The organism is Trichocoleus desertorum ATA4-8-CV12 (assembly GCA_019358975.1).
GTDB lineage: Bacteria > Cyanobacteriota > Cyanobacteriia > FACHB-46 > FACHB-46 > Trichocoleus > Trichocoleus desertorum_A.
The window spans coordinates 18,505-44,591 of sequence record JAHHIL010000030.1 but is presented as its reverse complement, the minus strand read 5'-3'; the positions used below and the strand labels follow the sequence as shown (position 1 = coordinate 44,591).

General features: G+C 48.8%; 28 protein-coding genes. 12 read left to right on the top strand and 16 right to left on the bottom strand.

The genetic code is table 11. The features are described from left to right. Window positions 1-7: 7 nt before the first annotated feature. Both rbfA and KME12_18595 read right to left on the bottom strand, forming a co-directional pair. On the bottom strand, window positions 8-454 hold the full coding sequence (gene rbfA / locus KME12_18600) for a 30S ribosome-binding factor RbfA (protein MBW4489797.1): 447 nt from the start codon (window positions 452-454) through the stop codon (window positions 8-10). A 150-nt stretch (window positions 455-604) separates the two neighbouring features. Then, window positions 605-808, bottom strand: a complete 204-nt coding sequence (locus KME12_18595; GenBank protein MBW4489796.1) for a DUF751 family protein — start codon at window positions 806-808, stop codon at window positions 605-607. A 191-nt stretch (window positions 809-999) separates the two neighbouring features. Here KME12_18595 and KME12_18590 point away from each other — a divergent pair, with 191 nt between their 5' ends. Next, window positions 1,000-1,827 carry a DNA adenine methylase gene (locus KME12_18590; protein MBW4489795.1) on the top strand — a complete coding sequence of 276 codons (828 nt, stop codon included), beginning with the start codon at window positions 1,000-1,002 and terminating at the stop codon, window positions 1,825-1,827. Between the two features lie 46 nt (window positions 1,828-1,873). Continuing rightward, window positions 1,874-2,437, top strand: a complete 564-nt coding sequence (locus KME12_18585; GenBank protein MBW4489794.1) for a Uma2 family endonuclease — start codon at window positions 1,874-1,876, stop codon at window positions 2,435-2,437. A gap of 4 nt (window positions 2,438-2,441) precedes the next feature. Here KME12_18585 and KME12_18580 read toward each other — a convergent pair whose 3' ends face one another. Further along, complete coding sequence (locus KME12_18580) at window positions 2,442-3,614, bottom strand: metallophosphoesterase (protein ID MBW4489793.1); 1,173 nt, start codon at window positions 3,612-3,614, stop codon at window positions 2,442-2,444. Window positions 3,615-3,747: 133 nt separating this feature from the next. Here KME12_18580 and KME12_18575 point away from each other — a divergent pair, with 133 nt between their 5' ends. Next, entirely contained in the window at window positions 3,748-4,908 is a 1,161-nt protein-coding gene (locus KME12_18575) for a hypothetical protein (GenBank protein ID MBW4489792.1), read from the top strand. 67 nt (window positions 4,909-4,975) lie between these two features. Here the strand turns inward: KME12_18575 and KME12_18570 are convergent, their stop codons facing one another. Further along, window positions 4,976-5,800, bottom strand: coding sequence for a TlyA family RNA methyltransferase (locus KME12_18570; GenBank protein MBW4489791.1), 825 nt, complete (start codon window positions 5,798-5,800; stop codon window positions 4,976-4,978). 74 nt (window positions 5,801-5,874) lie between these two features. On the opposite strand from KME12_18570, the gene KME12_18565 reads away from it, so the two are divergent. Continuing rightward, a complete protein-coding gene (locus KME12_18565; protein ID MBW4489790.1) occupies window positions 5,875-6,465 on the top strand; it encodes a hypothetical protein in 591 nt (196 codons plus the stop codon). Between the two features lie 150 nt (window positions 6,466-6,615). Here KME12_18565 and apcB read toward each other — a convergent pair whose 3' ends face one another. Further along, complete coding sequence (apcB, locus tag KME12_18560; GenBank protein MBW4489789.1) at window positions 6,616-7,125, bottom strand: allophycocyanin subunit beta; 510 nt, start codon at window positions 7,123-7,125, stop codon at window positions 6,616-6,618. 370 nt (window positions 7,126-7,495) lie between these two features. Beyond that, entirely contained in the window at window positions 7,496-7,834 is a 339-nt protein-coding gene (locus tag KME12_18555) for a hypothetical protein (GenBank protein ID MBW4489788.1), read from the bottom strand. Between the two features lie 519 nt (window positions 7,835-8,353). On the opposite strand from KME12_18555, the gene glnA reads away from it, so the two are divergent. The 4 genes from glnA (at window position 8,354) to KME12_18535 (ending at window position 12,373) form a co-directional block, all read left to right on the top strand. Continuing rightward, a complete protein-coding gene (glnA, locus tag KME12_18550) occupies window positions 8,354-9,772 on the top strand; it encodes a type I glutamate--ammonia ligase (protein ID MBW4489787.1) in 1,419 nt (472 codons plus the stop codon). Between the two features lie 163 nt (window positions 9,773-9,935). Next, entirely contained in the window at window positions 9,936-10,844 is a 909-nt protein-coding gene (locus KME12_18545; GenBank protein ID MBW4489786.1) for a ferritin-like domain-containing protein, read from the top strand. Between the two features lie 250 nt (window positions 10,845-11,094). Next, entirely contained in the window at window positions 11,095-11,595 is a 501-nt protein-coding gene (locus KME12_18540) for a YbjN domain-containing protein (protein ID MBW4489785.1), read from the top strand. Next, window positions 11,552-12,373, top strand: a complete 822-nt coding sequence (locus tag KME12_18535; protein MBW4489784.1) for a lipoate--protein ligase family protein — start codon at window positions 11,552-11,554, stop codon at window positions 12,371-12,373. Before KME12_18540 ends, KME12_18535 begins: the two co-directional genes overlap by 44 nt. On the opposite strand, the gene KME12_18530 is transcribed toward KME12_18535, so the two are convergent. Both KME12_18530 and psaK read right to left on the bottom strand, forming a co-directional pair. Beyond that, window positions 12,366-13,595 (bottom strand): site-2 protease family protein, encoded by a 1,230-nt coding sequence (locus tag KME12_18530; GenBank protein ID MBW4489783.1) that lies wholly within the window; start codon window positions 13,593-13,595, stop codon window positions 12,366-12,368. The genes KME12_18535 and KME12_18530 overlap by 8 nt on opposite strands. A 352-nt stretch (window positions 13,596-13,947) precedes the next feature. After that, a complete protein-coding gene (gene psaK / locus KME12_18525; protein ID MBW4489782.1) occupies window positions 13,948-14,223 on the bottom strand; it encodes a photosystem I reaction center subunit PsaK in 276 nt (91 codons plus the stop codon). 209 nt (window positions 14,224-14,432) lie between these two features. On the opposite strand from psaK, the gene KME12_18520 reads away from it, so the two are divergent. After that, entirely contained in the window at window positions 14,433-15,098 is a 666-nt protein-coding gene (locus KME12_18520; protein ID MBW4489781.1) for a phosphoribosylanthranilate isomerase, read from the top strand. Between the two features lie 99 nt (window positions 15,099-15,197). Here the strand turns inward: KME12_18520 and folE are convergent, their stop codons facing one another. From folE to KME12_18495, 5 genes are all read right to left on the bottom strand, one after another. Then, window positions 15,198-15,905, bottom strand: coding sequence for a GTP cyclohydrolase I FolE (gene folE / locus KME12_18515; protein MBW4489780.1), 708 nt, complete (start codon window positions 15,903-15,905; stop codon window positions 15,198-15,200). Window positions 15,906-15,960: 55 nt separating this feature from the next. Next, window positions 15,961-16,686 (bottom strand): SDR family oxidoreductase, encoded by a 726-nt coding sequence (locus KME12_18510; GenBank protein ID MBW4489779.1) that lies wholly within the window; start codon window positions 16,684-16,686, stop codon window positions 15,961-15,963. Window positions 16,687-17,101: 415 nt separating this feature from the next. Continuing rightward, window positions 17,102-18,082, bottom strand: a complete 981-nt coding sequence (accA, locus tag KME12_18505; protein MBW4489778.1) for an acetyl-CoA carboxylase carboxyl transferase subunit alpha — start codon at window positions 18,080-18,082, stop codon at window positions 17,102-17,104. Window positions 18,083-18,326: 244 nt separating this feature from the next. Beyond that, window positions 18,327-19,358, bottom strand: coding sequence for a long-chain acyl-[acyl-carrier-protein] reductase (locus KME12_18500; protein ID MBW4489777.1), 1,032 nt, complete (start codon window positions 19,356-19,358; stop codon window positions 18,327-18,329). A gap of 245 nt (window positions 19,359-19,603) precedes the next feature. Beyond that, window positions 19,604-20,299, bottom strand: coding sequence for an aldehyde oxygenase (deformylating) (locus tag KME12_18495; protein MBW4489776.1), 696 nt, complete (start codon window positions 20,297-20,299; stop codon window positions 19,604-19,606). A 382-nt stretch (window positions 20,300-20,681) separates the two neighbouring features. Between KME12_18495 and KME12_18490 the strand changes: the two genes are divergently transcribed. Both KME12_18490 and KME12_18485 read left to right on the top strand, forming a co-directional pair. Then, window positions 20,682-21,500, top strand: coding sequence for a carbohydrate ABC transporter permease (locus KME12_18490; GenBank protein MBW4489775.1), 819 nt, complete (start codon window positions 20,682-20,684; stop codon window positions 21,498-21,500). An 84-nt stretch (window positions 21,501-21,584) separates the two neighbouring features. Then, complete coding sequence (locus KME12_18485) at window positions 21,585-21,851, top strand: transporter suffix domain-containing protein (GenBank protein MBW4489774.1); 267 nt, start codon at window positions 21,585-21,587, stop codon at window positions 21,849-21,851. Between the two features lie 197 nt (window positions 21,852-22,048). Here the strand turns inward: KME12_18485 and KME12_18480 are convergent, their stop codons facing one another. Continuing rightward, window positions 22,049-23,116, bottom strand: coding sequence for a hypothetical protein (locus tag KME12_18480; protein MBW4489773.1), 1,068 nt, complete (start codon window positions 23,114-23,116; stop codon window positions 22,049-22,051). Between the two features lie 153 nt (window positions 23,117-23,269). Beyond that, window positions 23,270-23,755: a DUF4112 domain-containing protein gene (locus KME12_18475; GenBank protein MBW4489772.1), complete on the bottom strand. Its 486-nt coding sequence runs from the start codon at window positions 23,753-23,755 to the stop codon at window positions 23,270-23,272. Window positions 23,756-24,106: 351 nt separating this feature from the next. Between KME12_18475 and KME12_18470 the strand changes: the two genes are divergently transcribed. Continuing rightward, window positions 24,107-24,982, top strand: coding sequence for an NAD(P)-dependent oxidoreductase (locus KME12_18470; GenBank protein ID MBW4489771.1), 876 nt, complete (start codon window positions 24,107-24,109; stop codon window positions 24,980-24,982). Window positions 24,983-25,233: 251 nt separating this feature from the next. On the opposite strand, the gene KME12_18465 is transcribed toward KME12_18470, so the two are convergent. Further along, on the bottom strand, window positions 25,234-25,965 hold the full coding sequence (locus tag KME12_18465) for a hypothetical protein (GenBank protein ID MBW4489770.1): 732 nt from the start codon (window positions 25,963-25,965) through the stop codon (window positions 25,234-25,236). Window positions 25,966-26,087: the final 122 nt, after the last annotated feature.

Here is a 26,087-nt window from a genome sequence, read left to right as displayed (position 1 = left end):
AAAGGTGTTATTCCTCATCATCTTCGTCTTCCGCTCCAACCAGATCTTTTTCCCAATCGTCAGCGTCCTGGTCAATTTCTGCGGCTGCATCGTCGGGTTTGCGGTCTTGGCTCAGTTGGTTGATCAGAGAAAGAACTCTCGTCCCGCGTTCAATCGAGCGATCTTCAACAAAAATCACTTCTGGCGTACGCCGGAGCCGAACTCGCTGCCCTAGTTCACTACGCACAAAGCCTGTCGCTGACTTTAGCCCCGCCATTGTCTCTGCTCTCGCTTCGTCGCTACCATAAATGCTGACGAAAACCTTGGCATGCTGCAAGTCGCCCGACACATCAACATCGGTGACGCTAACCATGCCCGTACCCACTCGGTCATCTTTGATGCCAGAGAGGAGCATTTGGCTGACTTCTCGTTTGATTAATTCTGAAACGCGAGAGACGCGACGACTAGTAGCCATAACAAACCTGCTCTTTAACTCGAAAGCGAGACATCAATTTTACTGTGTCCGTACCCGAAACAGGAGCCTTGTATCAGGGCTGAACTCGGTACAGACTTCTAATTTAGGCAGGGATTGAGCAGTCAACCTCTCTCCAGAGAAATGAAATGCTTATGCAGGGCTTAGTCCTAGCATGGCCCGGAGCGTCAGACTGAGAAAGACCAAGCCTGCGACGAAGATACCCGTCAAGGCGATCGCGGTGGCGGGATTCTTAAAGAGCGGAATTAAGGGTCTGACAGCATTGAGGAAAACCCCTAAACCAATGCTGATGAAGTAGGTGGGGTAGCGAGATACGTTAACCAAAAAGTCTCTCATGGCTTTGATCTAGTAGCGGGTTTCAAACTTAAAGGTTGCCAGGTGCTGAGTCCGAACTTTTATTTTAATGCCAGAAGCAGCTTCTCCAGGGAGTCAGTACCAAGCTGCAAGATTTCTCTACAACTCTTGGGCTTTCAGTTAGGTTGGTTTGACATCATAATATTGAGTCTGCTGCTGCACCGCTTTCTTTGATGTCACCTCAAACCGCTCCCTCTATCGCTCCGCGTCCCTTCTTAAAGTGGGCAGGCGGAAAAAGCCAACTGATTTCTCAGTATCAACCGTTCTTTCCGCAAGAAAGATTTAAAACCTACTACGAACCTTTCTTAGGGGGTGGCGCAGTTTTCTTTCACCTCTTACCCGCACAAGGAATTCTGACGGATATTAATCCAGAATTAGTCAATGTTTATTGCTGTGTGCGAGACCAGATTGAACCTTTAATTCAACGCTTGCAGGAACACCAGAAAAATCATTCCTACGATTATTACTATCAAGTAAGAGCCAAAAAACCTATAAATAAATTAGCACGGGCGGCTCGTCTAATTTATTTAAATAAAACTTGCTTTAATGGCCTATATCGAGAGAATTCCAAAGGAGATTTTAATGTACCAATGGGGCGTTATAAAAATCCTGGAATTTGCAATGCAGACTTATTGCGAGCGGTTTCTATGGCATTGCGATCGACCATCATTGAAATCAAACCTTTTGAAGCAATTTTGCAACATGCTACGCACGAAGATTTTGTCTATTTCGATCCGCCTTACTACCCCTTAAGCCCTACCAGCAATTTCACTGCTTATAGTCGCTATGCTTTTGATCAAGAGCATCAAGTCAAACTGAGAGATGTATTTGTAGAACTTGCAAATCGAGGCGTAAAAGTGATGCTTTCCAATTCAGATTGTGAATTTATTCGAGAACTATATCAAGGCTTCAATATTTATGCGATCGCTGCTGCCCGCTCAATTAACTCTAAGGCAAGCAAACGAGGCAAGATTACAGAAGTTTTAGTGACTTCCTATTAACTTCTCTAAAATAGAAGCTGTCTGGTGGTCTTGGAGATGACCGAAAATGGTACAAGCACACCTGAAACCCATCATCTTAGAAGAGTTTCTGGCACTACCAGAGACTGAGCCTGCTAGCGAGTACATTGACGGCTACAGTATTCAAAAACCCATGCCTCAAGGAGAGCACAGCACGATTCAGGGAGAGTTAGTAACTGCGATTAATGCCGTCACCAAACCTCAAAAAATTGCTCGTGCTTATCCAGAATTACGCTGTACCTTTTCTGGACGCTCAATTGTCCCAGATGTCGCAGTCTTTCGCTGGGAAAGAATTCCTCGTAATCCAGATGGGAGTGTGGCAAATATCTTTGCCTTGGCTCCGGATTGGATCATTGAAATCTTATCGCCAGAGCAAAGTCAAACGAAGGTGACGGCTAAAATTTTGCATTGCTTGAAGCATGGAACCCAGATGGGATGGCTGATTGATCCGAGGGAGCGGGCTGTGTTCGCGTACTATCCCCAACAATCACCAGACTTACTGGACGAGTCCGCTCAACGGCTACCTGTACCATCCTTTGCCAATGAGCTACAGCTAACAGTTGGTGATTTGTTTGGTTGGCTGCTCGAATAACGTCCTAAATCTGCGATCGCTCCTCAGCAGTCAAATCGGCTTCCTTTACATCTCGACGCAGTACCCAACCATTTGGCCCCACGATCAGTCTGGGTAGATCTTGCTGTCTCACCAGTTGCAAGGTAGTCATGTCGTAGGTGGTGTAGGTCGTCGAAGCAGAACCTAACTTGACATCTACAATCGTCAGCGTTTTTTGTGGAGAGCGATCGCTGTTAAGCAAGCGTCTGGGGCCAGCACCGATCGCGCCTGCATGCAGCAGTTCTAGCTTGCCGCGATACCCAGGAAAATAAGCGTGATGATGACCGCTGATGTAGGTATGGACACGATATTTTTCTAACAGCGATCGCAACTTATCGGGTTGGTCAAGAATTTCACCCAGGCGATCGCGCCTCACAGCAACGGCATAGAGCGGTAAGTGACCGATGGCAATTCGCAGCTTGGCATTTTGGGCCGCAGGACTAGCTAAGCTTTTCTCAACCCAAGCCAACTGATCTGCTCGAATCGTGGCACTAGAAGCATCCCAGACTAAATAAAAGATGCCGTTTTGCTGAAACGTGTAGTAGAAGGGGAATTTAGCACGATCGACAAATTGCAAACTCGGATTGTGCTTGGGGTTATTCCAATGAGCCGCTGCTAGATTGCGATCGCGCTGGAAACTAAATGTGCCATTGGCAGACAAAGCAGCAGAAGCATCGTGGTTGCCAACTGTGAAGCCATAAGGCAGTTTAGCTTGGCGGAGCGGTGCCCCAATATGGCGATCGAAGGCAGCCCACATTGCTTTCACCTCAGCATCCGACAGCGCTTGAGATTGCCCTGCTACCATGTCACCGCCGCAAAGCACCAAATCGGGTTGCCAAGCAGGAATCCGCGCGATCGCTTTGTCTACCTCGGCTTCGTAGGTGGTGGAGCCATACTGGCTATTCAGGTCGCTAATCACCGCAATCCGCACATCGCCTCTAGCAGGGGCAAACATGCCTTTAGGCGCGATCGCTTTTCCCACTTGTGGGTTGGCACTTTGGAGCTGAGCGGTTTGTTTGGTGGGAACTTGCCCCAGAGACGGTTGGCTAGCAGGCTGCTTTACGACTGATTCGGCAAAGGTTCGTTGCATCAGCACAGCAAGACCAAAACCACCTGTTAAACCGCTCAAAACCAGAAATTGACGGCGATTCAGGCTCATAGTTGTGTGGAGGGATAGAGCGACAGCGTTAGGAGAATATCGGTTGTTGGGGAGAAAATGATAGGCTTTGTGGTAACACCCGTAAGAATTTACCGCGTTTCCTGCGGTTTGCGTAGCCTTAGAGGGAGATGTCATGTCAGAGGAGCAGCCAAACCAACCATCATCACCTGTCCCCCCGACTCCCAACCGATCGACCCCCACCAGCGCAAGTGGAACGGGTGGGACTAGTTTGCAACAGATCACCCAGACCTTGCAGCAAAAATGGGAGCAGGTCAAACCTGCATTGAAAACGCAAAGTGCCAAAGCGTTGCGCTTCACAATTCGAGGTTTAGAAACGGCAGCCGAAAAACTGGAGACCGACGCTCCAGAGAAATCTACATCAGGCGCGGCTACAACTCAGGAAACTTCCTCTAGAACCGGAACCAAGTCAGCGGCTCAATTCAATGCTTCGGAACTCCTAGAGCGATCGCGTCCTTTTTTAACCAAGCTCCAAACCTGGGCGACGACAGCCCTAGAAAAAATCCAGCCTCAACTTACACGGTTGCAAGCTTGGTGGACAAAAACCCTGCCCCAAATTCGCCACCGCCTGCCCGCTTCTCTAAACGAAAAACTGTCTGATCGCGCCCTGACAAACTTGGCGATCGCGACAGTTGTGTTTCTGGTTCTAACGACGAATTCAATCCTCTCTCCTAGCAAGCCCAAGGCACCGGAAGTCGCCAGAGTGCCACTTTCCCAGCGGGTGCCGCCAGCAGAACTCACCGCTCCACCAGAACTCAGTGCTCCGGAAGCCGAAATTCCCGTGGCGATCGCCCCACCTGAGGAAACCGCTCCTGTCCCTGCACCCATTTTGGTGGAACCAGAAGTACCTGCGATCGCTGAAGCCCCAGAAATACCTTTAGATCTCGTTGCTCCTGAACCGCCAGAGCCAATCGCGGTGACGGCACCCGAACCGAGCGAGCCTCCCGCCCCTGTCTTATCTCCTCAAGAACAAATCCTGGCTTCAATTCAAGCCAAAGTGTCTGAAGTCACCAATCAGTACACTGCGGATTTGGTGCAGTCGGTCAAAACTAACTTAGTCGGCAATCGCCTCACGGTGGCGCTGAGCGATCGCTGGTACAATCTGCCAATCAATCAGCAAGACCAGTTAGCCAGTGAAGTGCTAGCCAAGGCCAAAACCCTAGACTTTACCAAGCTAGAAATTACTGATACCGAAGGCAAACTAATTGCCCGTACCCCTGTCGTCGGTTCAGGCATGGTGATTTTGCAACGAGGCAATCTCGCCACTGCTTCTTAATCAACGTTTCCGTGAACCTGTAAAGTGTGTTCTCTCACACGTGTATCTAGGGAAGTTCATTTCTCCTTCATCCCTCCCTTCCAGCCAGTGCTTTCTGCGCCGATTGCGTAATCTGAACGATCGCAGCTAAATCCGGTGTGGAGGTGTTGCTATTCATGCTTAGCCAAAGCAGGTATTCAATGTTTCCGGCGGGGCCTTGCAGGGGAGACCAGGTTAGGTCTTGGTAGTGCCAACCAAGGGCTTGAGCGGCTTGGATGACTTGGGCGATCGCTTCTGCTTGGTCTTTGGGGTCGCGGACTACGCCGTTCTTGCCGACGCGCGATCGCCCGACTTCAAATTGTGGTTTTACGAGCAAAATGACTTCCCGTGGTTCTTTGAGCAATTGCCACAGGGCGGGTAAGACTTTTGTGAGAGAAATAAAGGAAACGTCGGCGACTCCCAGATCCGCATCGGGCTTTCCTTGTTCGTAAAGCTCTTCTGGTTTTAAGTGCCGCAGGTTGGTACGCTCTCGTAAAACGACACGGGGGTCTTGGCGGAGAGTCCAAGCAACTTGCCCATAGCCCACATCTACGCCGTAAACTTTCTGGGCTCCTGACTGCAACAGACAATCAGTAAAGCCCCCCGTGGAAATGCCCCCGTCTAAGCAAATGCGTCCAGTAATTTCGATGGGAAAAGCTTCTAAGGCTCTGGCTAGTTTCTCGCCACCTCTAGAGACGTAGGGCGATCGCTGTTTTACCGTAATCTGGGCCGCTGGATCAATCTCGGTACCCGGTTTATCGATGACCTGCTGGTTCACCATGACTTCTCCGGCTCGAATTAGACGCTGGGCCTGTTGGCGAGAGTCACAGAGTTCTAGGTCTACGAGTAGGGTATCGAGTCGTTGCTTGGCCAAGGAACTGCACTAAAAAAATTAGAATGAGGAAACATCTATAAAATAAAGCCTTTGGGGCTCTATCATCTTCCACTATGCCATCCGAAGGTTCTTCGCAGACGACCGTGAATCCTCCTCGCATTTTACAGTCTCGAACTCAGTATCAGCCTTGCCATATCCGCGTGCCTGATCTAGACGATCGCATTGTGGCGATTCGTGTGGATGGAAAGTACTACAGTCTGATGAAGCTAGTCAAAGAGCGGCAGCAAGCCCTAGAAATTGCCAATCGACTGGCTAACAAGGGTGAAGAAACGATTATTACTGCCACCGTTAGAGGTGATGCGATTTGGGTGCTAGAGCGAGATGCTTACCTGGATTTGCCAGCTCAGCCTGCTTCAGCAACTACCCAGCCTAAAAGCGTAGGGGTAGCAAAAATCTTAGAATCTCGGAGCCAATATCGCCCTTGTCATATCCGAGTTCCTGATCTAGACCATCGCTTATCAGCGATCGCCGTTGAAGGCCAGTATTACAGCTTTTTCAAAGTTGTCAAAGATCGAGCGCAGGCGTTGGAAGTGGCAGCTAGACTCGCTCGCAGAGGTGACCAAACTGCCATCACCAGCACCGCTAAAGGCGAAGTGGTTTGGGTTCTAGAACCGGAAGCGGAGTTAGACGCTCAAAATCTCTAGCAGTATGCTCTTGTAGTTTAGCTAGGTATCAAGCTGAAGGGGTAAGCTCAGCAACAATTTTTGCAGTTACGCAAATTTTGCTACCAAACCTACCCCTATCTAAATCAAACTTGAACCTAAAGATGTCCCAAAGCAGGGTGGACTGAGCGATTAAACGTCTTGTTCGCTGAGTTCGCGAGTCATGTAATCAAAAGGTTGATCTACAAAGGCTGTATCAGCCACACCAGCCGCTACAGCTTGCTCTTTGACAATGTCTTTCATCAGTTGGATGCCGCGCACCGTAGGGCCAATGGGAACGCCTAGAGAGTTGTAAGTTTCTCGCAGACCTTCCAACACTCGCTCATCTAGTACATCCATGTCTCCTGCTACCAGAGCATAGCTGGCATAGCGTAGGTAGTAGTCCATATCGCGCAGACAAGCTGCATAACGACGGGTGGTATAGGCATTGCCACCAGGACGAATGAGTTCTGGGAGTTCGTCAAACAGACGTGACCCTGCCTGCTTGACGATGGTAGCAGCGTTCGCATTGATGACTGCGGCTGCTTGAACTCTTGCGGTCCCACTGCCAAAGTAGGACTTCAGTGAGTCAAGGGCATCTCTATCGAGATATCGGCCCGTAATGTCATAGTTTCTAATCAGGCTTGTCACTGCGTCCCGCATGAAATGACTCTCCTAAGTGGTTCCTATAGGTGTTTGCTATGCTTGACCTGCGTCAACTTGTCATTAGAAGTGAGTTGTTCTAGCTGCCAAAAACTGGGCGGCACTGTTGAGGTCAGAGATGGCGCATGCAATGGCTACAACTTACTGTACAGAATGATTCTGCACTCCTAGCGCTGAGCTTACCTTTAACCGTGAGTTGGGCTGGTGCGTTAGGATTTAGGGTTAAGTTTACCACGCCAAGATCAGCCTAATTGACGCTGAATTCCGGGCTAGTCGCTTCTATTCTGTTAAGTTTTATGTGCTGCAATTTCTGCAATTCTCAACATTTAAAAATAGTAGAAATCTCAGCTATTAATTATTTAAAGGAAAATCAAGAAAAAACTTTGGCTTGCGATCGCTGACTAAAAGCTTGCTGCTTCGTTCTACGGTTCATTTTTTGTGAGGCTTCGCGGTCGCCCAACGAACAAGCAGGATACTGAGTTTGTCTTGGGAAGTTTAACCAGGTGCGATTCAGGGCAGGAGTTGGCAGAAGCTGTAACTCTTCTGGGTAGCGTGGCATCGGGTCACTTGCCAATACAATAGGCGGCACCATCATCGGGTCGTAGCCAACAATAATATCGACCAGACCTGGTTGATGTTTTAACTCCACCTTCTGACCTGGCCGAAATTTTAGGGCTTCTTGGTGCTCAGACTCAGTTTCAAAAATCATAGTTGGCCTAAAGTATAGAACGGTAGCTTCTGATACTATTTTAGGGACCAACTCAGCCTAAAAATGAAAAACTGTCAATTCCGCTACAATTTTTCATTTTTCAGGGAAAGGCTGAAGGAGGGTAGCTCCAAGATTAATTTCGTCCGTATTTTGGTAAGCTTCAATAGGGTTTAGTAACAAAGGATACAAAATATCCCCAACCCTATTTTTAGGATGATTCAGGTGTAACCAACCCTGCCGATGAGTGTGTGCTAAAAGACGCCGCAAAAATTGCCTAGCTGCTAAGCGCCTCTAGAAATAGCGAGTCGCAGGAATCATCAAGTAACCGTTGTAACTGATCACCTACCAACTGCCAGTAACTTTGGGATTTGCTGACTGCTCATGTCGCAGCTAACCCCTGGCGACTCAGTTGAGGCAGTGCAGTTCTAAATCAGGTTGTCTCCCTCTATTCACCTGGCTGACCTCTCGCGATCGCAGACCTTCCCTTCCTAGATTTGCCCAGACATTAAGGAGTAATTCATGCCGACTGCACAAGACATCTTGAATCTGATCAAAGAAAAGCAGATCAAGATGATTGATCTCAAATTCATTGATATGCCAGGAACCTGGCAACACCTCACAGTCTTCCACGACCAAATCGACGAGAGCAGCTTCACCGAAGGTGTTCCTTTCGACGGTTCCAGCATCCGGGGTTGGAAAGCGATCAATGAATCAGACATGACAATGGTGCTCGATCCCAACACTGCTTGGTTCGATCCCTTCATGGCTGAACCGACTCTCAGCATTATTTGCAGCATCCAAGAGCCCAGAACTGGTGAGCCTTACAGCCGCTGCCCTCGCACCATTGCTCAAAAAGCAGTGGATTACCTCGCCTCCACTGGCCTAGGTGATACGGCATTCTTAGGCCCTGAAGCAGAATTCTTCATCTTCGACGACGTGCGGTTCGACCAAACCGAAAACGAAGGCTACTACCACGTTGATTCTGTAGAAGGTCGCTGGAACTCTGGCCGCAAAGAAGAAGGTGGCAACTTAGGCTATAAGCCTCGCTACAAAGAAGGTTACTTCCCTGTTGCTCCCACCGACACGCTGCAAGACATCCGGACCGAGATGCTATTGGTAATGGCTGAGTGCGGCGTTCCCATTGAGAAGCATCACCATGAAGTTGCCACGGGCGGTCAGTGCGAACTCGGCTTCCGCTTTGACACTTTGGTTCGTGCGGCAGACCACTTGATGACTTACAAGTATGTGATCAAGAACGTCGCTAAGCGTCACGGCAAAACCGTTACTTTCATGCCCAAGCCTTTGTTTAACGACAACGGTTCTGGTATGCACACCCACCAATCCATTTGGAAAGACGGACAACCGCTGTTCTGGGGTGATGGCTACGCCAACCTGAGCCAAATGGCTCTCCACTACATCGGCGGCATCCTCAAGCACGCTCCTGCTCTACTGGCGCTCACCAACCCCACTACCAACTCCTACAAGCGCTTGGTGCCTGGATTTGAAGCTCCTGTAAACTTGGCTTACTCTCAAGGCAACCGCTCTGCTTCCATCCGGATTCCGCTGACTGGCAGTAACCCCAAAGCCAAGCGTTTAGAGTTCCGTTGTCCTGATGCGACTGCCAACCCCTACCTAGCGTTTGCAGCGATGCTCTGTGCGGGTATCGATGGCATCAAAAATCAAATTGATCCAGGCGAGCCCTTGGATGTGGATATCTATGACCTCAGCCCTGAAGAGCTGTCGAAAATTCCTTCTACTCCCGGTTCTTTGCTGGATGCGCTGAAGGCTCTGGAAGAAGACCACGAGTTCCTGACTGCGGGTGGCGTCTTTACCGAAGACTTCATCAACACATGGATTGAGTACAAGCTCGACAACGAGGTGAACCCCATGCGGTTACGTCCTCACCCCTACGAGTTTGCGCTCTACTACGATGTCTAATCTCCTGAATATCTAATTAATTTTAGCTACCGCTCAGGGGAATTCGCGAGCCACCTTACGGGGTGGCTTTTTTACGACTCGAATAGTGCATAAATCTCCTGGGTTGAGCCAGGAACGACTGCGTTAGGATGAGAAAGTTACTTTACAAAACCACATAAAAAATATGACTGTTGCTTATCCTCGCAAGCTGCTCAACACACTGGGCGCCCGCGAGATTTTGAGCCAAGTAGTCCGCGATCGCGAGCTACATTTAGTCACCCTCAACCGCTACCGCTATAGTGAGCAGCGCAGTTGCAAAGACTTAACCGATTTAATTGAACAGTTGGATGGGCAACCTCCGGAGCTAATCCGCGATCTTTCCCGGCATATTTCTGATGAAGCTCGGCATGCCATGTGGCTAACGGATCTGTTAGTGGATTTGGGTGCAAATGTTGGTTTGCCACCGGGTTCTTCTTATATTCAAGAGTTTGAGCGCTTACTCGATAGCGAGGCTGTGAATCTAGGACACGATCGCGATGAATTCTTGATTTCAGTCCTAGCAGCCATTAATGTCACTGAGAAGCGGGGTTGCGAGTATTTTTCAGCTCATATTCATGCTTTGAAAAAAGCGCCCCAAACCGAGGAAAATATCAAAGTTCGGGAAACAATTGAGCGGATTTTGCCCGAAGAAGCGGGACATGTACGCTGGGGCAACCGTTGGCTGGCAGAACTGGCTCGCAAGAGTCCAGAACATGCCCAGAAGGTAGACCTAGCCAAGCGTAAGTATGCCGCTGTAGAGCAAGCTGCCTTTGAGTCAGGCATGGACATTACGCTGGGGGCTGAGATTCGCCGGGTCGAGAAACTCGTAGCGATCGCCGATACCATGCCCCTGTGGCAACGCCCTCAGTACTTGATGGAACGGCTGCCGCAAACTCTACTCGCACCCGACTTACAACAAACTCGAATTGACGTGGTGCAGCGAGCCTGGAAGCGCGACCCCCAAGCCTTCTTGGAAAAGTTTGTCCCCATGTTTATTAGCGGCATCAGCAAATCGACTAGCAGCAAGCCGGAAAGCTCCAAAGCCACTGCCTAGCTATCCATCTATTGCATCAATGGCATTGTTCAGGCTGAGGATGATAGTGGTAGGGATACCCCTCGTGGGTGCCCTGACCTATTGGATGGACAGGTACAAAACCTATCCCTACCGCTGCCAACTCTTTTATGATTGAGAAATTTCTTGCAAGATAGAGTGAGTGTAACGACAACCGACGAGGCGTGAGGTAGATTGGTACTTGCGTCACACCGATTTACTCTACTGAGCAGGATACTGAGCAGGAACTTTTATGACTAACTATCAACCCGATCCGGAAACTGTCTCAACTCAGAATCTGTCCAGCAATGAACTTGTGAACGACCTGCTAGAGAAAACCATTCAGAGCAATCATGCTGATGTGATTGAAACGGTGATTTCTAGCTTGGACCAAGACCAAAGCGCGATGGTCAACCATACTGAGAATGGCCATCTGTGGAAATTTAAGTATGGTAGCGTTGAAGTCTTTGTTCAACTCACGGGCAACACGGACGACGATACATTTACCACTTGGGCTCAGATCTTGAAGCTGCCTGTGCAAAATGAAGCCCAACTTCTACGCAAATTATTGGCTATGAACTGGAGTGACACCTTCGAAGCTCGTTTCGCTTTGGTGGATGAGCAGGTTGTGGTTGTCGCCACTCGCACAGTTGCTGAGCTTTCACCTGGCGAAATTTCTCGTGCCATTACCGTAGTTGCCTCTATTGCAGATGACAACGACGACGCCCTCCAAGCAGAGTTTGCTGCCGCCTGAGCTAGCCCCGGTTTGGCGCTTCATTCCTCCCTTCCAAGCACCCGGACAAGTACAAATGGCCTTGGATGCTTGGCTGTTTCAGCAGCATTGTCTGGGGTTACATCCCCCCACTCTACGGTTTTATACCTGGGCTCCCGCAGCCATTTCTCTGGGCTACCATCAGCGGCAGTGGCCCTCATTTTGGCAGGAAATTACTTGGCAAGGCACACCGTTAGAGTTGGTGCCACGACCCACGGGGGGACGCGCAGTGCTGCACCAAGGCGACTTAACTTATGCCGTGATTGCTTCTGGTTTTCCAGGTAACCGCACGCAAGCTTACCGCACCATTTGTGAGTTTTTGATTCAGGGTTGGCGATCGCTCGGCATTGAGTTGCACTACGGTACAGCGGGTCGGGGCTACATTCACAATCCCAACTGTTTTGGTACGGCCACTGGCGCAGATTTAGTCCTGCCACAGGGAGGAAAACTGATTGGTAGTGCTCAGTTGCGTCGTGGGCAAGCGATTTTGCAACATGGTTCTATGCGTTTAGAACCCGATGTGGCTCTGTTTAGCCAAGTGTTTGGATCAGACTCTATCCATTTACCAGAGTTGCCCCTAGCTTTACAAGGGAAATCCCTGGTTCAAGCCGTAATCGACGCTTTGGTGACAGCCTTACAAGACTGCTTTGGTGTGCAATTGGTGACGCAGCCGCTCTCAGCCGCAGAATGGGAGGCAGTGCTAGCTCAATCTACCTTGAGGCAAAAATCCTCTAGCTGCAATGCTACCAGTGCTAATTAGCTTCTGACACTAAGGATTCTGCGGTGGTTCTGGCGATCGCGGGCAATGGTAGACCAGGAGGATAGCTGCCTTCTTCCTTAATCCGTTTAATTGCCGCTTCAGACACTTGAATATTTAGCTTATCGCCCACGGCCCGGACAATATCACCGCGATCGATTACACCTGCCACGGCTCCCGCTGGAGACAAGACTGTGATGCGGTTGAGCTGTTGAGTTTCCATTTGATTAATTACTTGAATCAATGGAGTAGGTTCCTGCACCGCTGGAATTGCAGCCAATGGATGCAGCACTGCTTGTAGGGCTTGAGTTTCCCATTGGCTACGCTCGACTTGACGTAAGTCATCAGCCGCTACCATCCCTCGGTAACGACCCTCAGACGCAGCAAAATAGGCAGGGGGCCGAGCCACTTCTAGCAGATAGTCATCGGCAAACTGACGCAAGCTGAGATTGGCATCCACTACCCGGAAGTCTCGCGTCATCGCATCTGCCGCTTTGATCTGCATCAGGGCTTCCTGTAAGTCGGTCATGCGATCGTAGGCGCTGGCGTTGCGTAAGATAAACCAACCCAAAAACGCCACCCACAGCCCACTGACAAAATAACCAGGGTTGAGCAGGACAAACACAAGCCCTAAAGTAATCGCGAACCAACCTAAGATTTGGCCCGATCGCACCGCCCAACGCACCCCTTGAAAGCGGTTGCCCGTAGCCTTCCACACTGCCGCCTTAAAGATCTGCCCGCCATCTAAAGGCAAGCCAGGAATTAAATTAAATAGTGCTAAAACCAAGTTAATTAAGGACAGGTCTGTGATGACTACTGCGAGTACAGTCTGCTCAGGTAACGCATAGGCGATCGCTCTTAACAACAGGTATAAGCTAAGGCTGACCATAGGCCCAGCGATCGCCACCTGAAAAGCCTTACCTGGGGTTTTCGATTCTTGGTCAATCGAGGCAACCCCACCAAACAAAAACAGCGTAATAGAATTGACCTTGATGCCTTGAGACTGCGCGACTAAGCTGTGCCCCAATTCGTGCAGCAGCACCGAGGCAAACAATAATAGAGCCAGGGCCAAACCTGCGACCCACGCAAAAACTGGACTCCAAAGCTGTTGTTTAAGGTAGCCCTCGCTGTTGAGAATGGAAAAGAAAGCGAGAACATACAACCAGTTAGGGTCGATAAAAAGGGGAATACCAAATACAGATCCGATTCGCCAGCCTGCCTGCATAGGATTTTCCTAAATCGAAGTTGCTCAATGTGGCTGGTAATGCAGCCCCACATGTTCTTGCTGCTTTGATCAAGATGCAGCTCAATCAAGCTCAGTTGATGCATGCTAGCTATAGCTTGATTCCATGACTATAGCCATCCATCTAGCTAAAGCCCTCTCCCTACTAGCATAGACAATGCTTTCCTGAAACATCAGCTCCGAGAGACTCCAGGCATTGAGCAATAATTGAGCAATAAAAAAATGCAATAAAAAAGTAGTAGTGCGACTGCCTCCAACCAACGGGGACCAGTAGCACTACTACTCAGCTAGATTGAAAAATCTCAAATAGGTTTGTCTGAGCTAGGGGTATGGCCTAGAGGACACCTGCATTGGTAAGTCCTAGGATGACACCTGCCCCCAGGATGTGACCAAAACTCATTGTAGCGAGTAATTCAGGAACGCCAAAATTGCTAAAGAGCGCAGGGGCTTCGACGGGGAGTTTGGGACCTACACCCTTCTTTCTGATGGCAAAGCGACCGATCGCAACTGCAAACAGGCAGCAAGCTGTCATAATTAGCCCGATGGTAGGATTCCAATCAACGGCTCTAGCAGAGGCAACTTGTAGCGCTAGCAAGGTCGAATAAAGCAAGATCTCGTCTCCTGCATTGATAAACTTATACAAACAAGAAGGATTATAAAAAGATGCTTGGAAATAACTGGAATTTGTCTTAAGAGTTAACAGTTAGTGGGATTTTTGCTACAAATCTGCAACAGTTTGCGATCGCAACTCCATTCATTAATACTGAGACTCAGTTAAATATCTAACCAACGCCCTACTTAGCAGTTTCATGAGTCAGCATGCGAGTTAAAATTTGCGGCATTACCAAACCAGAACAAGGACGAGCGATCGCAGAACTCGGAGCCACGGCTCTGGGATTTATCTGTGTGGATACTTCCCCTCGCTATGTTGCGGCTGAGCAAATTAGTCAGGTAGTGGAGCAGTTACCCTACCATCCCCAGACAGGCCGCTTAGTGGATCGGATTGGCGTGTTTGCCAATGCCACGGTGGCTCAGATTAGCAAAGTCGTCGCGATCGGCGGTCTGAATGGGGTGCAACTACACGGCGCAGAATCTCCAGAGTTTTGTGCCCAAGTTCGAGACGCACTGCCCCATATTGAAGTCATTAAAGCGCTCCGGATCAAAAGCACAGAAGCCCTTCAGGAATCTGCTGCTTATTACAGCCCAGTTCATACCCTGTTGCTCGATGCCTATCACCCTGGAATGTTGGGTGGCACAGGTGTCACTCTAGATTGGCAGAGCTTGCAGCAATTTGCGCCTGCATGTTCCTGGTTTCTAGCGGGCGGCTTAACGCCAAACAATATCGCCCAGGCTCTAGCTCAGTTGCAACCGGACGGCATTGATCTCTCTAGCGGGGTCGAGCGATCGCCCGGTGACAAGGATTTAACCCAAGTTGCCCACCTATTTCACCAGCTTCAAGAAGCACAAAAAATAGGGGCAAGGTAAACTCACCCCCAAGTTATCTAGTTATTTACTTCTCTCCCCCAAGGAAGAGGGCAAATTTTCTACTTATCTAGTTCCCTCTCCTCTTGGGAGAGGGCCAATTTAGAAGAAACTAGGACGATGGTGGATCAAATTGAGAAATTCTTCGCGAGTTTTTTGATCTTCCTGGAACACACCCACCATTGCACTAGTGACCGTCCAAGCACCTGGCTTCTGCACACCTCGCATCACCATGCACATGTGAGTTGCTTCTATGACAACTGCCACACCTTTGGGATCTAGAATTTCCTGCACTGCCTCCGCTATCTGACGAGTCAAGCGCTCTTGCACTTGCAGGCGACGACCATACATCTCCACAATCCGAGCCAATTTGCTCAGACCGACTACTCTTTGATTCGGAATGTAGGCAACGTGGGCTTTGCCCATAAAGGGAAGCATGTGGTGTTCACAGAGGCTAAAGACATCAATGTCTCGCACCAACACCATTTCATTGTGGCCTTCATTGAAGATCGCGCCATTCACCAACTCCTCTAAGGACTGGGTATAGCCACTGGTGAGAAACCGCATGGCATCTGCCACTCGCTTGGGAGTTTTCAACAACCCCTCACGCTCCGGATCTTCCCCAACCCCTATCAAGAGAGTCCGGACAGCATCTGCCATCTCATCCTTGAGTTCGTTGTCTGCGGGAGGAATTACTATGGCCTCTTGACCATGAAGTGTGTTGCGATCGGGCCGAACTTCAGGAGTTTTGGAATCAGACACAGCAGGTACGTTAGAGCCGTTAGCACTGTTGGAAGAAGCAGTAGTCATAGTCAAGGATGTTGTAGCTGCAAATAGGGGTTGCGTAGTCAGGAATGGAACAAACTTAAAAAACTCCAGCATTCGGCATCAAAGTCAATTCTTCAACCACAGCTTGCTCTGGTAAAAGCACTGTCTGTAGAATCACTTGAGCCACGATATCTGGGGTTAACATGGCCGAACGGTCGAAGTCGGATTGGACTGTGTCAGTGTCCCAAATGGGTGTGTTAACTGAGCCTGGACAAATAGCAGAGACCCGAATGCCATTGGCTCGCTCTTCTGCTGCCAAGGTTTTGGAGAGCGCCATGAGACCAAATTTACTGACACAATAGGCTCCCCAATTCGGAAAAGCTTGTTGCCCCGCAATCGAGACGACATTAATGACGGTTCCTTGCTGGCGATCGCGCATCCCTGGCAAAATGCCTTGAATGCACTGCAAAACGCTAGTCAAGTTGAGGTCTAAGACACGCTGCCAGTCATCTAACGGCATCTCCATCAAGCTTCCGGTATAACCCATGCCAGCATTGTTGACTAGGATATTAATCGGGCCAAAATCTGCCGCGATCGCGCTGATGCGGTCTTTGACTTGACCCACAACCGACAGATCTAGAGGATAGGTTTTCACCTTCACCCCTGTCTGTCTGGCTTCATCCGCGACAGCTTCTAACTTGGATTCAGAGCGACTGACTAAGGCCAGATGAATTCCAGCTTTAGCAAACGCCAAGGCAGTTGCTTTGCCAATTCCACTGCTCGCTCCTGTAATAAGGGCGTGCCGTTCTATGAGAGAAGTCATGCAATATCCTGATTCTCTTGCGTCAAGTCAAGCATTCCACACAACCACGATCTAAGACCAATCGAGGGTACTCCCTTTTTGAAACAATGTCACTCCCATGTAATTTTGAGAATTTCCCTCTCGTCTTTGAATTCGGGTTTTACCTTGAGGCATCTGTGGAGAATCACAGTCGGGGTTGGAGTCTCAAGCCACCGAGCAAAATGTAAAAAAATGTTACCTTGCGAATTATATCACTCAGAATTGTGACCGCGCACCCATCGCTGCTGGATCAAAGCCTTGGCGCACAGATAAGACAGCCAAAACTAAAACAACGCCTAAGCCAAAAATCATGACCTGAGGCAATCAATGCCTAACGCTCAGCGACATACGAATCTAGCCTAAGTCTGGCTCAGCGAACTGTAAGCTGCTCCCTCAGCTAGGCGGAAGCCTCCAAGAAAACGCCAATATTACGAAACTTTTGATAACGTAATTCTCGCCGCTGTTGGTTAGTCATTTGGCTCAAGTCTTCCAAATGCTGCAAGAGTGCAGTTTTTAACGTTGCCGCTGCTTCCAAAGGGTTCGAGTGAGCACCCCCAATCGGTTCTGGTAGAAGTTGGTCCAAAATGCCAAGCCCTTTCAAATCCCAAGCGGTGATCTTTAGGGCCTCTGCTGCTTGGGGAGCTTTGCTGGCATCTCGCCAAAGAATAGAGGCACAAGCCTCAGGACTAGCCACGTAATAAACTGAGTGCTCAAACATTAGTAGGCGATCGCCGACGCCAATTCCTAAGGCTCCACCAGAGCCGCCTTCACCAATCACTGTACAAATAATTGGCACATCCAAGCGAAACATTTCCCGGAGGTTGTAGGCGATCGCTTCCCCTTGACCAAACCGCTCGGCATCCAACCCAGCCCAAGCCCCAGGCGTATTAATAAAAGTCAAAATTGGCATCCCAAAGCGATCGGCATGCTCCATCAATCGCATGGCTTTGCGATACCCCCCAGGAGCCGCCTGCCCAAAGTTACGAGCCACGTTGTCCTTAGTGTCTCGCCCTTTCTGATGCCCCAAAATTACCACAGGCCGACCCGCAAACCGAGCCACACCCCCCACTAGAGCAGGATCATCTGTGCCACCGCGATCGCCGTGCAACTCCATCCACTCATCACTAATCGCTTGGATGTAGTCCAGCGTACTCGGTCGGCGAGGATGTCGTGCTACTTGGAGTCGTTGGGCAGGAGACAAACCACTGAAGATTTCCTGGCGAAGTTGCAAAGCTCGCGCCTCAAGCTGACGGATCTGATCAGACACATCGACGTCGTTTTCTTCCGCAAGTTCACGAATTTGATGAATTCGTGCCTCTAACTCTGCCAGTGGCTTTTCAAAATCCAAAAGAAGCGGTTTGCGTTCAGTCGTTGCCATGCCAGCGCCACACTACTCCGAAGTAACAGTTACAAAAAGATCTTAAGGCTTTCCACCTGCACCTTAAACCAGGCTACACCTTCGTGCACCATTGTTGAAGTTACCTATAACTTCCTAAACTCAGCAACAACCTCGGCTCCCAAAATGACTCGTTCATCCTTTTAGGAACCCGCATGAGGATTAAGTTTTCGTACGATTAATCGACCACAAAAAGGCTAGCAAGTCGATTCTTCTGATCGCTCAATCAGCCAATTCTCTCTAGCAATAAAGGTTGGAACCCATGTTTCACTGAGGCTTGGCCAATTTGCTCCATTTTGTCAACTGTAATTTGGTTGCGTCCCCAGGAAAAATTGGTGTGCCATTTTTCGAACTCTAGGAGCATAGATTCGGCAAAACAGGCAAATAGTTGGCGTGCAGGTACATCCATGCTGACGATTTGCATAATTCGCCAATCGATGTCGAGGGAATGTTCTACGATGCCGCCATTGAGAACATGGACACCAGGATGCTGAATCTTAGTTCCTAAGTTTTTAGGATAGCCCCCATCAATCAACAGACAAGGCTGCTTCAGACGAGACGGATCAATTTCTACGCCTTTGGGCATGCTTGCTACCCAGACTACAATGTCGGCTAAAGGTAGGGCTTCTTCTAGCTCCATAACTTTGCCGCGACCTAGCTCTGCTTGCAAATCGAGTAAGCGCTCTTGATTGCGAGCAATTAGCAAAAGCTCGGCCACATCTGTCCGGGCATCTAGCCAGCGACAAACCGCACTGCCAATATCCCCGGTAGCTCCACAAACGGCAACAGTCGCTTTCGAGAGGTCAATCCCTAATTGCTTGGCTGCCTGCTCTACTTGGCGACAGATGATGTAGGCTGTGTGAGTGTTACCTGTGGTAAAGCGTTCAAATTCCAGCTTGATGTTACGAATTTGCTGGATTTGGTTCAGATTAAAGTTTTCAAAGATGATTGAAGAGAAGCCACCCAAGGCAGTGATGTTGAGGCCGTGCTTTTGAGCATGAGCCATCGCATTAATCACTTTGCGAGTCGCTGCTTTGATCCGCCGTGTCGCCAGCATTTCTGGCAAAAAGCAAGATTCAACGTATCTGCCTTCAATCTTTTGGCCCGTTAGGCTGGTGACCGTGATGGTATCAACAATCTGCGGGGGAGCGCTGCACCAAAAATCTAACCCTTGGTCAGCATATTCTGGGTAGCCTAGTTCTTTAGCAACAGATTGGGCGTGTTCTAAACTGGTGAGGTGACCGATAAGACCAAACATGGACGGTTAGGGAGCCTAAGATTCAGGCTAGCTTTAGGTTAGTGGTGATTGAAATGGGTGATTGCTAAAAGCACTTCAAGATACTACATAAATTTGCCGATCAACTAGTAGGTTCTGATCAGCAAATTTGTGTAGGGACTAGATAGCGATCGCTCAGTGGAAAACAACTGATCTCGTGAGCAAAAAGAGAAGTTTGCAGAAGCAGGATTATGTCAAGACTCGGAAGGGGCCTCAGAGTTTCGGGCTTAGGCAGCACTCAGGCCGTAAGCAGACATGCGCATGATATCGCGAGTGGTAAACCCGATATTGCTCAAGGCTTCACCGTACTGGATCATGAAGTCTTCTACTAAAGCTTCTTTTTCCATGCCCAAAACCTGAGCGTCTTCTGCAACTTGGTTCAACATACGCCAAACCAGTGGTAAGTTCTGTCGATTGGCTGTTTCTAGTTCATCTTTTGCTGTTTCAAAGTTGGCTTTGAGCCATTCTTCCCCATAATTAAGATGGCTGTACTCGTCTTTCACGACGCCCTCAGTGATTTTGCGCGCAAAGTCGTCAGCAACAGGAATATAGATGTTGTAGGCAGCGATCGCAAAGCACTCAATAATGAGGGATTGAATCAGCAAGCAAGTCACAACCTGGTTGTTTGCCGCTGCGACTTGAAAGTTACCGTGCAAGTCCGAGAAGAACTGGCGGGCAAATTCCATATCTGGCGTGACTTGAAGATTACGGCCACAGGCTTCAAAGCCTTTCTTGTGGCGGTTTTCCATTTTGGCTAGACTCACCAATTGATCGCGGTTGTCCGGCAGCATTTCAGCCAGCTTCAGATAATTTTCGTGAGCCTCTTGTTCGCCTTCAATCACGATCGCGTTGATCCGACTGTAAGCATCTTTGTAGGCTGCGCTATGGAAGTCAATTTCTAGACTGGCCTCAAGCTGCGGCATGGATCTCTTGTCTCCTCATCATGAATCAGTCGGTAATAGTTCAATTGAATGGAACTATGGACAAAGATGGCGACGGCTAAATGTAAATTATTGATTTACAACCTAAAGTTACTTTACCTTTTTTAACGGCGGATTGACTAAACAAGATATAGGAATATCGCGCGCTGATCCGTGAGCCAGTCGCTACAAAGCCACTCAAAACTCACGCTTCTATAACTCTTATGACCTTAACACCGACAATGAGGGGAAAACTCACCCAATGGTCATATTTACCATAATAGATGTGGACAGTATGACTCAGGAGCGGTAGGAGGCTGAAATAGTCGTGAATCAGGATTCGCCCCCAAAATTCCATACTCACTCCCAACCTGTAGAACAGCCTATCTTGAGTTGGAGCCAGGTTTTAAGCTGGTTGAATGGGCTACTGCTCATCGCTGGAGCTGCGATCGTTCTGCTGCCCCTAGCAGTTGTTTTCTTCACGTCTTTGTCACCCACTCAGACGGTAGGCGCTCTTAGCTCGCCTTCAGGATGGTCTTGGGAGCATTACCGGGAAGCTTGGCGGCGAGGCCACTTTTTGTTGGCTTTTGCAAATTCAGCGCTGGTCGCGATCGCTGTGACGGGGCTGCAAACGATTACTTCAGCATTGGCGGGTTATGCTCTCTCTCGTTTCCAGTTTTGGGGTAGGCGAGCAGTGTTGCTCATTGTCTTGGCTACACTTGTGATTCCGTTTCAATTATTGGTGATTCCCGTTTTTCTAATTTTGAAGTGGGGTCATTTAATTAATACTTATGGGGCTTTGATTTTGCCCACTGCGGCTAATGGATTTGGTATTTTTCTACTAAGGCAATATTTTCAGACGATTCCTGTGGAGTTGGAAGAAGCTGCGACGCTGGATGGAGCGACTCGTTGGCAGATTTTATGGCAAGTTATGCTGCCGTTGGCTCGTCCTGGTTTGGTGACACTGTTTCTGTTTACTTTTATTGGCGAGTGGAATGATTTGTTTAAGCCACTCGTGTTTACGACTCGTCCAGAGTTGCAGACTGTCCAGTTATCTTTGGCCAGTTTTCAGGAGCAATTTACGAACAATTGGCCTTTGATGATGGCAGCAGTGGTAATCGCAACTGTTCCCGTGGTGTTGCTGTTTTTGGTGGGCCAGCGGCAGTTTATTCAAGGTATTGCGACTACGGGAATTAAAAACTAGATAGTAGTTTCTCCTACAGGCTGGAAACCCAACAGTGCATAAAGCGGCTTTTATACTGAAAGACTGGGGCGCAGGAGTTAGGGCATGCAGAAGTTGGGCTTGGTTTTAGTTGGGGTGTCGTTTTTGCCTTGGGCGGCGATCGCTTTTGTCTTGCCTTGGCTACCAATCACCCAGGCCCAAAAAGTGCTACTGGTTCCTGTGTTGTTGGTTTTGGCGGAAATTTTGTTTTGGTTGGGGCTGCTGATTGTGGGGAAGGAGGCGGCTCAACGTTATAAGCAGTTTTTTAATTTTCGGGCTTTGTGGCGATCGCTGAAGCGGGGGATTAATCGGTTGGGGCGCAATTTGAGGTAATCCGATCCTTGGGGGCACTCGCCCCCAAACCCCTGCTGAGGGACGGTTGCGTCCCCCAGACCCCCTCCAAACGAGTTTAAGTGTCGGTGTTTCGGGTCTTGGTTTGTGTAGGTGGTTAGGGGTTGGCTTTTGGCTCTTAGCTTTTGACTCCTGGTTTCTGGCTCCTAGCTCCCCTTTCATCCCTCATCCCTCATCCCTCATCCTTCCTCCATCCCTTCCTCCTCACTCAAGTCTGTCTGGATGCTTAGTCGAATGGTTCGGGAGGATTCTAGGCTACCAATTTGGGTTTCGATGACTTCCCCGGAGAGGTGGTTGAGGCAACTGAGGAGCGATCGCAGCTGGGGGGTGCTGGCTCCGCTGTCTACGTAGAGGCGATCGACTAAGCCTGTGACTCGCTTCCAGGTGGTGTAAAGCTTGGCGATGGTTTGTTCGAGTTGAGCGGCTTGGTTGACTAGATCTGCGGTAGCGCTGAGGGAGCCAATGCGGAGGGCTTCTTCTAAGGCTCCTTCTAGGTCTAGGGACTCGTTATTGAGGGCTTGGACGTTGGTGGCGGCTTCTAGATACTTGGCTAAATACTTAGCTTCTGAGGTGACTTGCTTGAGGGTGTCTACGTCTGGGCTTTCGGCTACGGTCTCGCGAAGTTCTGCCTGGTGCGATTCTGGCAGTTTTTCCATTTCCCGCACGAATGGCGCTAGATACCGAGAGGGGATGGAGTTGGCGGCGGCTTTTTCTTTGATCACTTCTGGTAGCAAATCGGAGGTCATGGCGGTCCATTCGTCGGAGAGCTGTCGCACTTCGCGCCGGGTAATGCGATCGCCTCTTCGCGCAGCGTCACTGACCATTTGCTGGACTTCTGGGGCAGATTGAGCGGTTTCGACAAAGGCGCGTTTGCTAAAGCGCTCAACAGAGTCGGTGTCAAGGTAGCCGCCTTCTAGTAGAGTGTCGGCGCTATCAGCTACCTCAATGAGGGAGTAGGCTTGGCTTTTGCTGATTTCTCGGTCTTGCAGCCACTTAAGGAATCCGGTGCCGCGTCCTTCACCACCGCGTTTTTCGCGATCGCGGACGGTGCGCAAAATGCGTCCTCGCCAAATGTCGGTCTGGAGGTCAAAGCGATCGCAGACTTGCCAAGCGGCTTCTACCCGTTGCTGAAATTCTAGATCTGGAATCTGCTCATCTTCTGGATCAGGCAGTTCGAAGTTGAGTTCTAGTCCACCTTCTAGAGCAGCATTGGCGAAGTCGGTGGGAAATTCAGTGGCTTGAACCATGAGAAACCATGTGCAGAAAACAGCCGGATCATTATGACATGCCTACAAGGGGTTGCCATGAGGAAAACTGACCAAAAAATTAAGTAAGTTTGCGATCGCCCAGTCTTGATTACCCAATCCATCACCGCACCCCTCAATCGTCCTCAATCGTCCTCAACTGCCTGTGAACTGGCGAAACAGCCAACTAAAAACTAAAAAGCTCAATGTCACCACACCAATAAACACAATCAGTAGTGCTAGCAATGCTCCAACCACAATCCAACGGTTTACTGAGCGGGCATTAGCAGGAGCAACTCTGAGATGGTCTTCTAGTAAAGCTACGTTTTTGGTATTCGCTTTCCAAGTGACATCTAAGAGATCGCCAAACACAGGTACAGTGCCCGCTACTGTATCGAATAACACATTGGACAGCATACGGGTTAAAGTTTCTTGAGATACTCCCAGTTGGGCACCTTCCCAAATAATGTAGGCCGAGAATAAAAAGCTAGCGAAGTCTCCGCCACCGGGTAAAAGCCCTAAAATTGGGTCTAGCCCAAAACGGTAGCGAGTCCCTGGAATCGTAATCGAGTTGTCGAGCAGGTGACTGAGGCTACGAATTCGCTTGAGCCGAGCAGTTTTGGCATCTGAATCGAGACGCATGAGAGGTAGCCAATGAGGTTGGCAATTTAGAGTACTAGAATCTTCCGATCTTGTCACGTTACTACCGTCGGATTATTAACACTTCTGATACCAACTCATGCAAAAAACACATAGCAGAAAGTTGTATCAAGAAACACCAGCAATGTTTGGCATAACCTACTTTTCCAAGCCAGAATATAAAACAGCTCAAATCAAACATCAGGGAAGGTTATGGACCCTTTATTAGGTGCGCTAATCGCGGCAGCTACTGTGATTGCTTTACAAATTGCGACTTACAAGCCACCCAAAGAAACGAAGAAAATTAGTGTAGTAATAAGTGGTAAAACTTACGAGATTATTGAGAAATAAAGCTTGAAAAAACTGTTAATCACCGGAGCCAGTGGTTTTTTAGGGTGGCACCTGTGCCAAATTGCTCAGCGCCAATGGGATGTCTATGGCACTTACTGTTCCCAAGCGATCGCAATGGCTGGAGTCACGAGTCTCAAAGTCGATATCAGCAATTTTGTCACCCTCAAGCACTTATTTGAAACAGTCCAACCGGATGCAGTTATACACTTGGCGGCGCAATCTAGCCCCAACTATTGCCAAACCCATCCCGAAACCTCTCACGCCATCAATGTGACGGCTTCTAGCAATATTGCGGGGCTTTGTAGCGATCGCGCCATTCCTTGTGTGTTTACTTCAACTGATCTAGTCTTCGATGGTCTTAATTCGCCCTACCGCGAAACTGATCCAGTCAATCCAGTGAATCTCTACGGTGAGCAAAAAGTCTTAGCAGAAGTAGGCATGCGATCGCGCTATCCCCAAACCGCTATTTGCCGCATGCCCCTGATGTTTGGGGAAGCCAGCCCTACGGCAAGCAGCTTTATCCAACCCTTCATTCAAATGCTGCGATCGGAACAAGAACTGCGCTTATTCACGGATGAGTTTCGCACGCCTGCCAGTGGCACCACAGCCGCGAAAGGACTATTACTAGCACTAGAAAAGGTGCAAGGTTGCATCCATTTGGGTGGGAAAGAACGCATCTCTCGGTATGAGTTTGGTCGCTTACTGGTTGAAGTGCTGGGTTTACCAGAGACAGGACTCCAAGCTTGCCGCCAACAAGATGTCCAAATGGCCGCTCCTCGCCCCCCAGATGTTTCGCTAGATAGCTCGCTAGCCTTCTCGCTAGGTTATGCTCCATCGTCTCTGCGGGAAGAATTAGAGGCGTTGCGAGGCAAGATCTGAGGCACTTCACAATGATTAAATGAGCTAAATTAGCCCTAATCCTTTTTCATAATGTAGAGTTCATGCTCAACTTCTACAGTTTGCTGATTCATCTTGATATTGCTTCATAGCTTTACCACTCCTTATTCCTAATCTAAATGAAGGTGAATAGATGCTTTGCGATCGCTTTACTGAAAATTGCAAACAAAGACATTGTTGGATAGAAACAGCCTTTAAACAACGCTAAAGGTCATATAGGCCACGAAGATGAATTAAAAGAGTACGTCTATCTCACTACGATGAGGTAACGAAGCAACTTCTGCTAGAAGTATTTTTCTGTCTAGATAAGATAATCTGTAACATAACTCTCTGCCTGGCGAAACTGCCCAAAAATATGCAGGTTTTATAAAAGCACAAAGCTCATATTTGGGATGATTTGACCTGCATTTACAGTCACTTTTATTATGTTGGCCCTGCTGGCAGCAATAGCGAAAGTCTTCAATCAGTTTCTCAAATTCACGGCTGTCCTTTTTTACCTCTCCACAGATCAGAATCTTGCCAGCAGCAGATTTAATGACTAAATCGACCCCACGGGCTAACGCTCCAAAATCTTCTCTTCTCGCCTCGATCTGTACTTGAGATATATCCCAACCATATTTCAAGATTAATGATGATGCAGATGCAAGTTGACTAATACCCTCTCGAAATAAAGCACGTGTCTTACGACCCTTATTAGTAAAGTGCCAGAACAGCTGAAATCCCTTTTGTTGTCCTTTACTTCCACTCAATTTCAGTAGAAGAGAACTTTGAGCATAGCCTTCATCATCAATACTAAAGAGTTCTGCTTCTAGCCCTAAGATAAAGTATTTTGCTTCATCGCTGTCTAGAGCAGGATCAATACGCAAAGCAGGGTTACTGCCCGCTATAGACTCATGTACCGGAAGAATACTATACCTCTCCTCTAGATATTCTTCCAGCTCATAAATCCAATTTCTCTGTTGCATAGTCACTAGCTTTAAGTATTATCTTTAACTGTCGGAAAATTCCCTCTAAGACAGCATACAGTTTTTAGTGAGTCTTTAAAACTTGTCAATTCAATCTTATTGAATTCCGAACTGGATGGTAA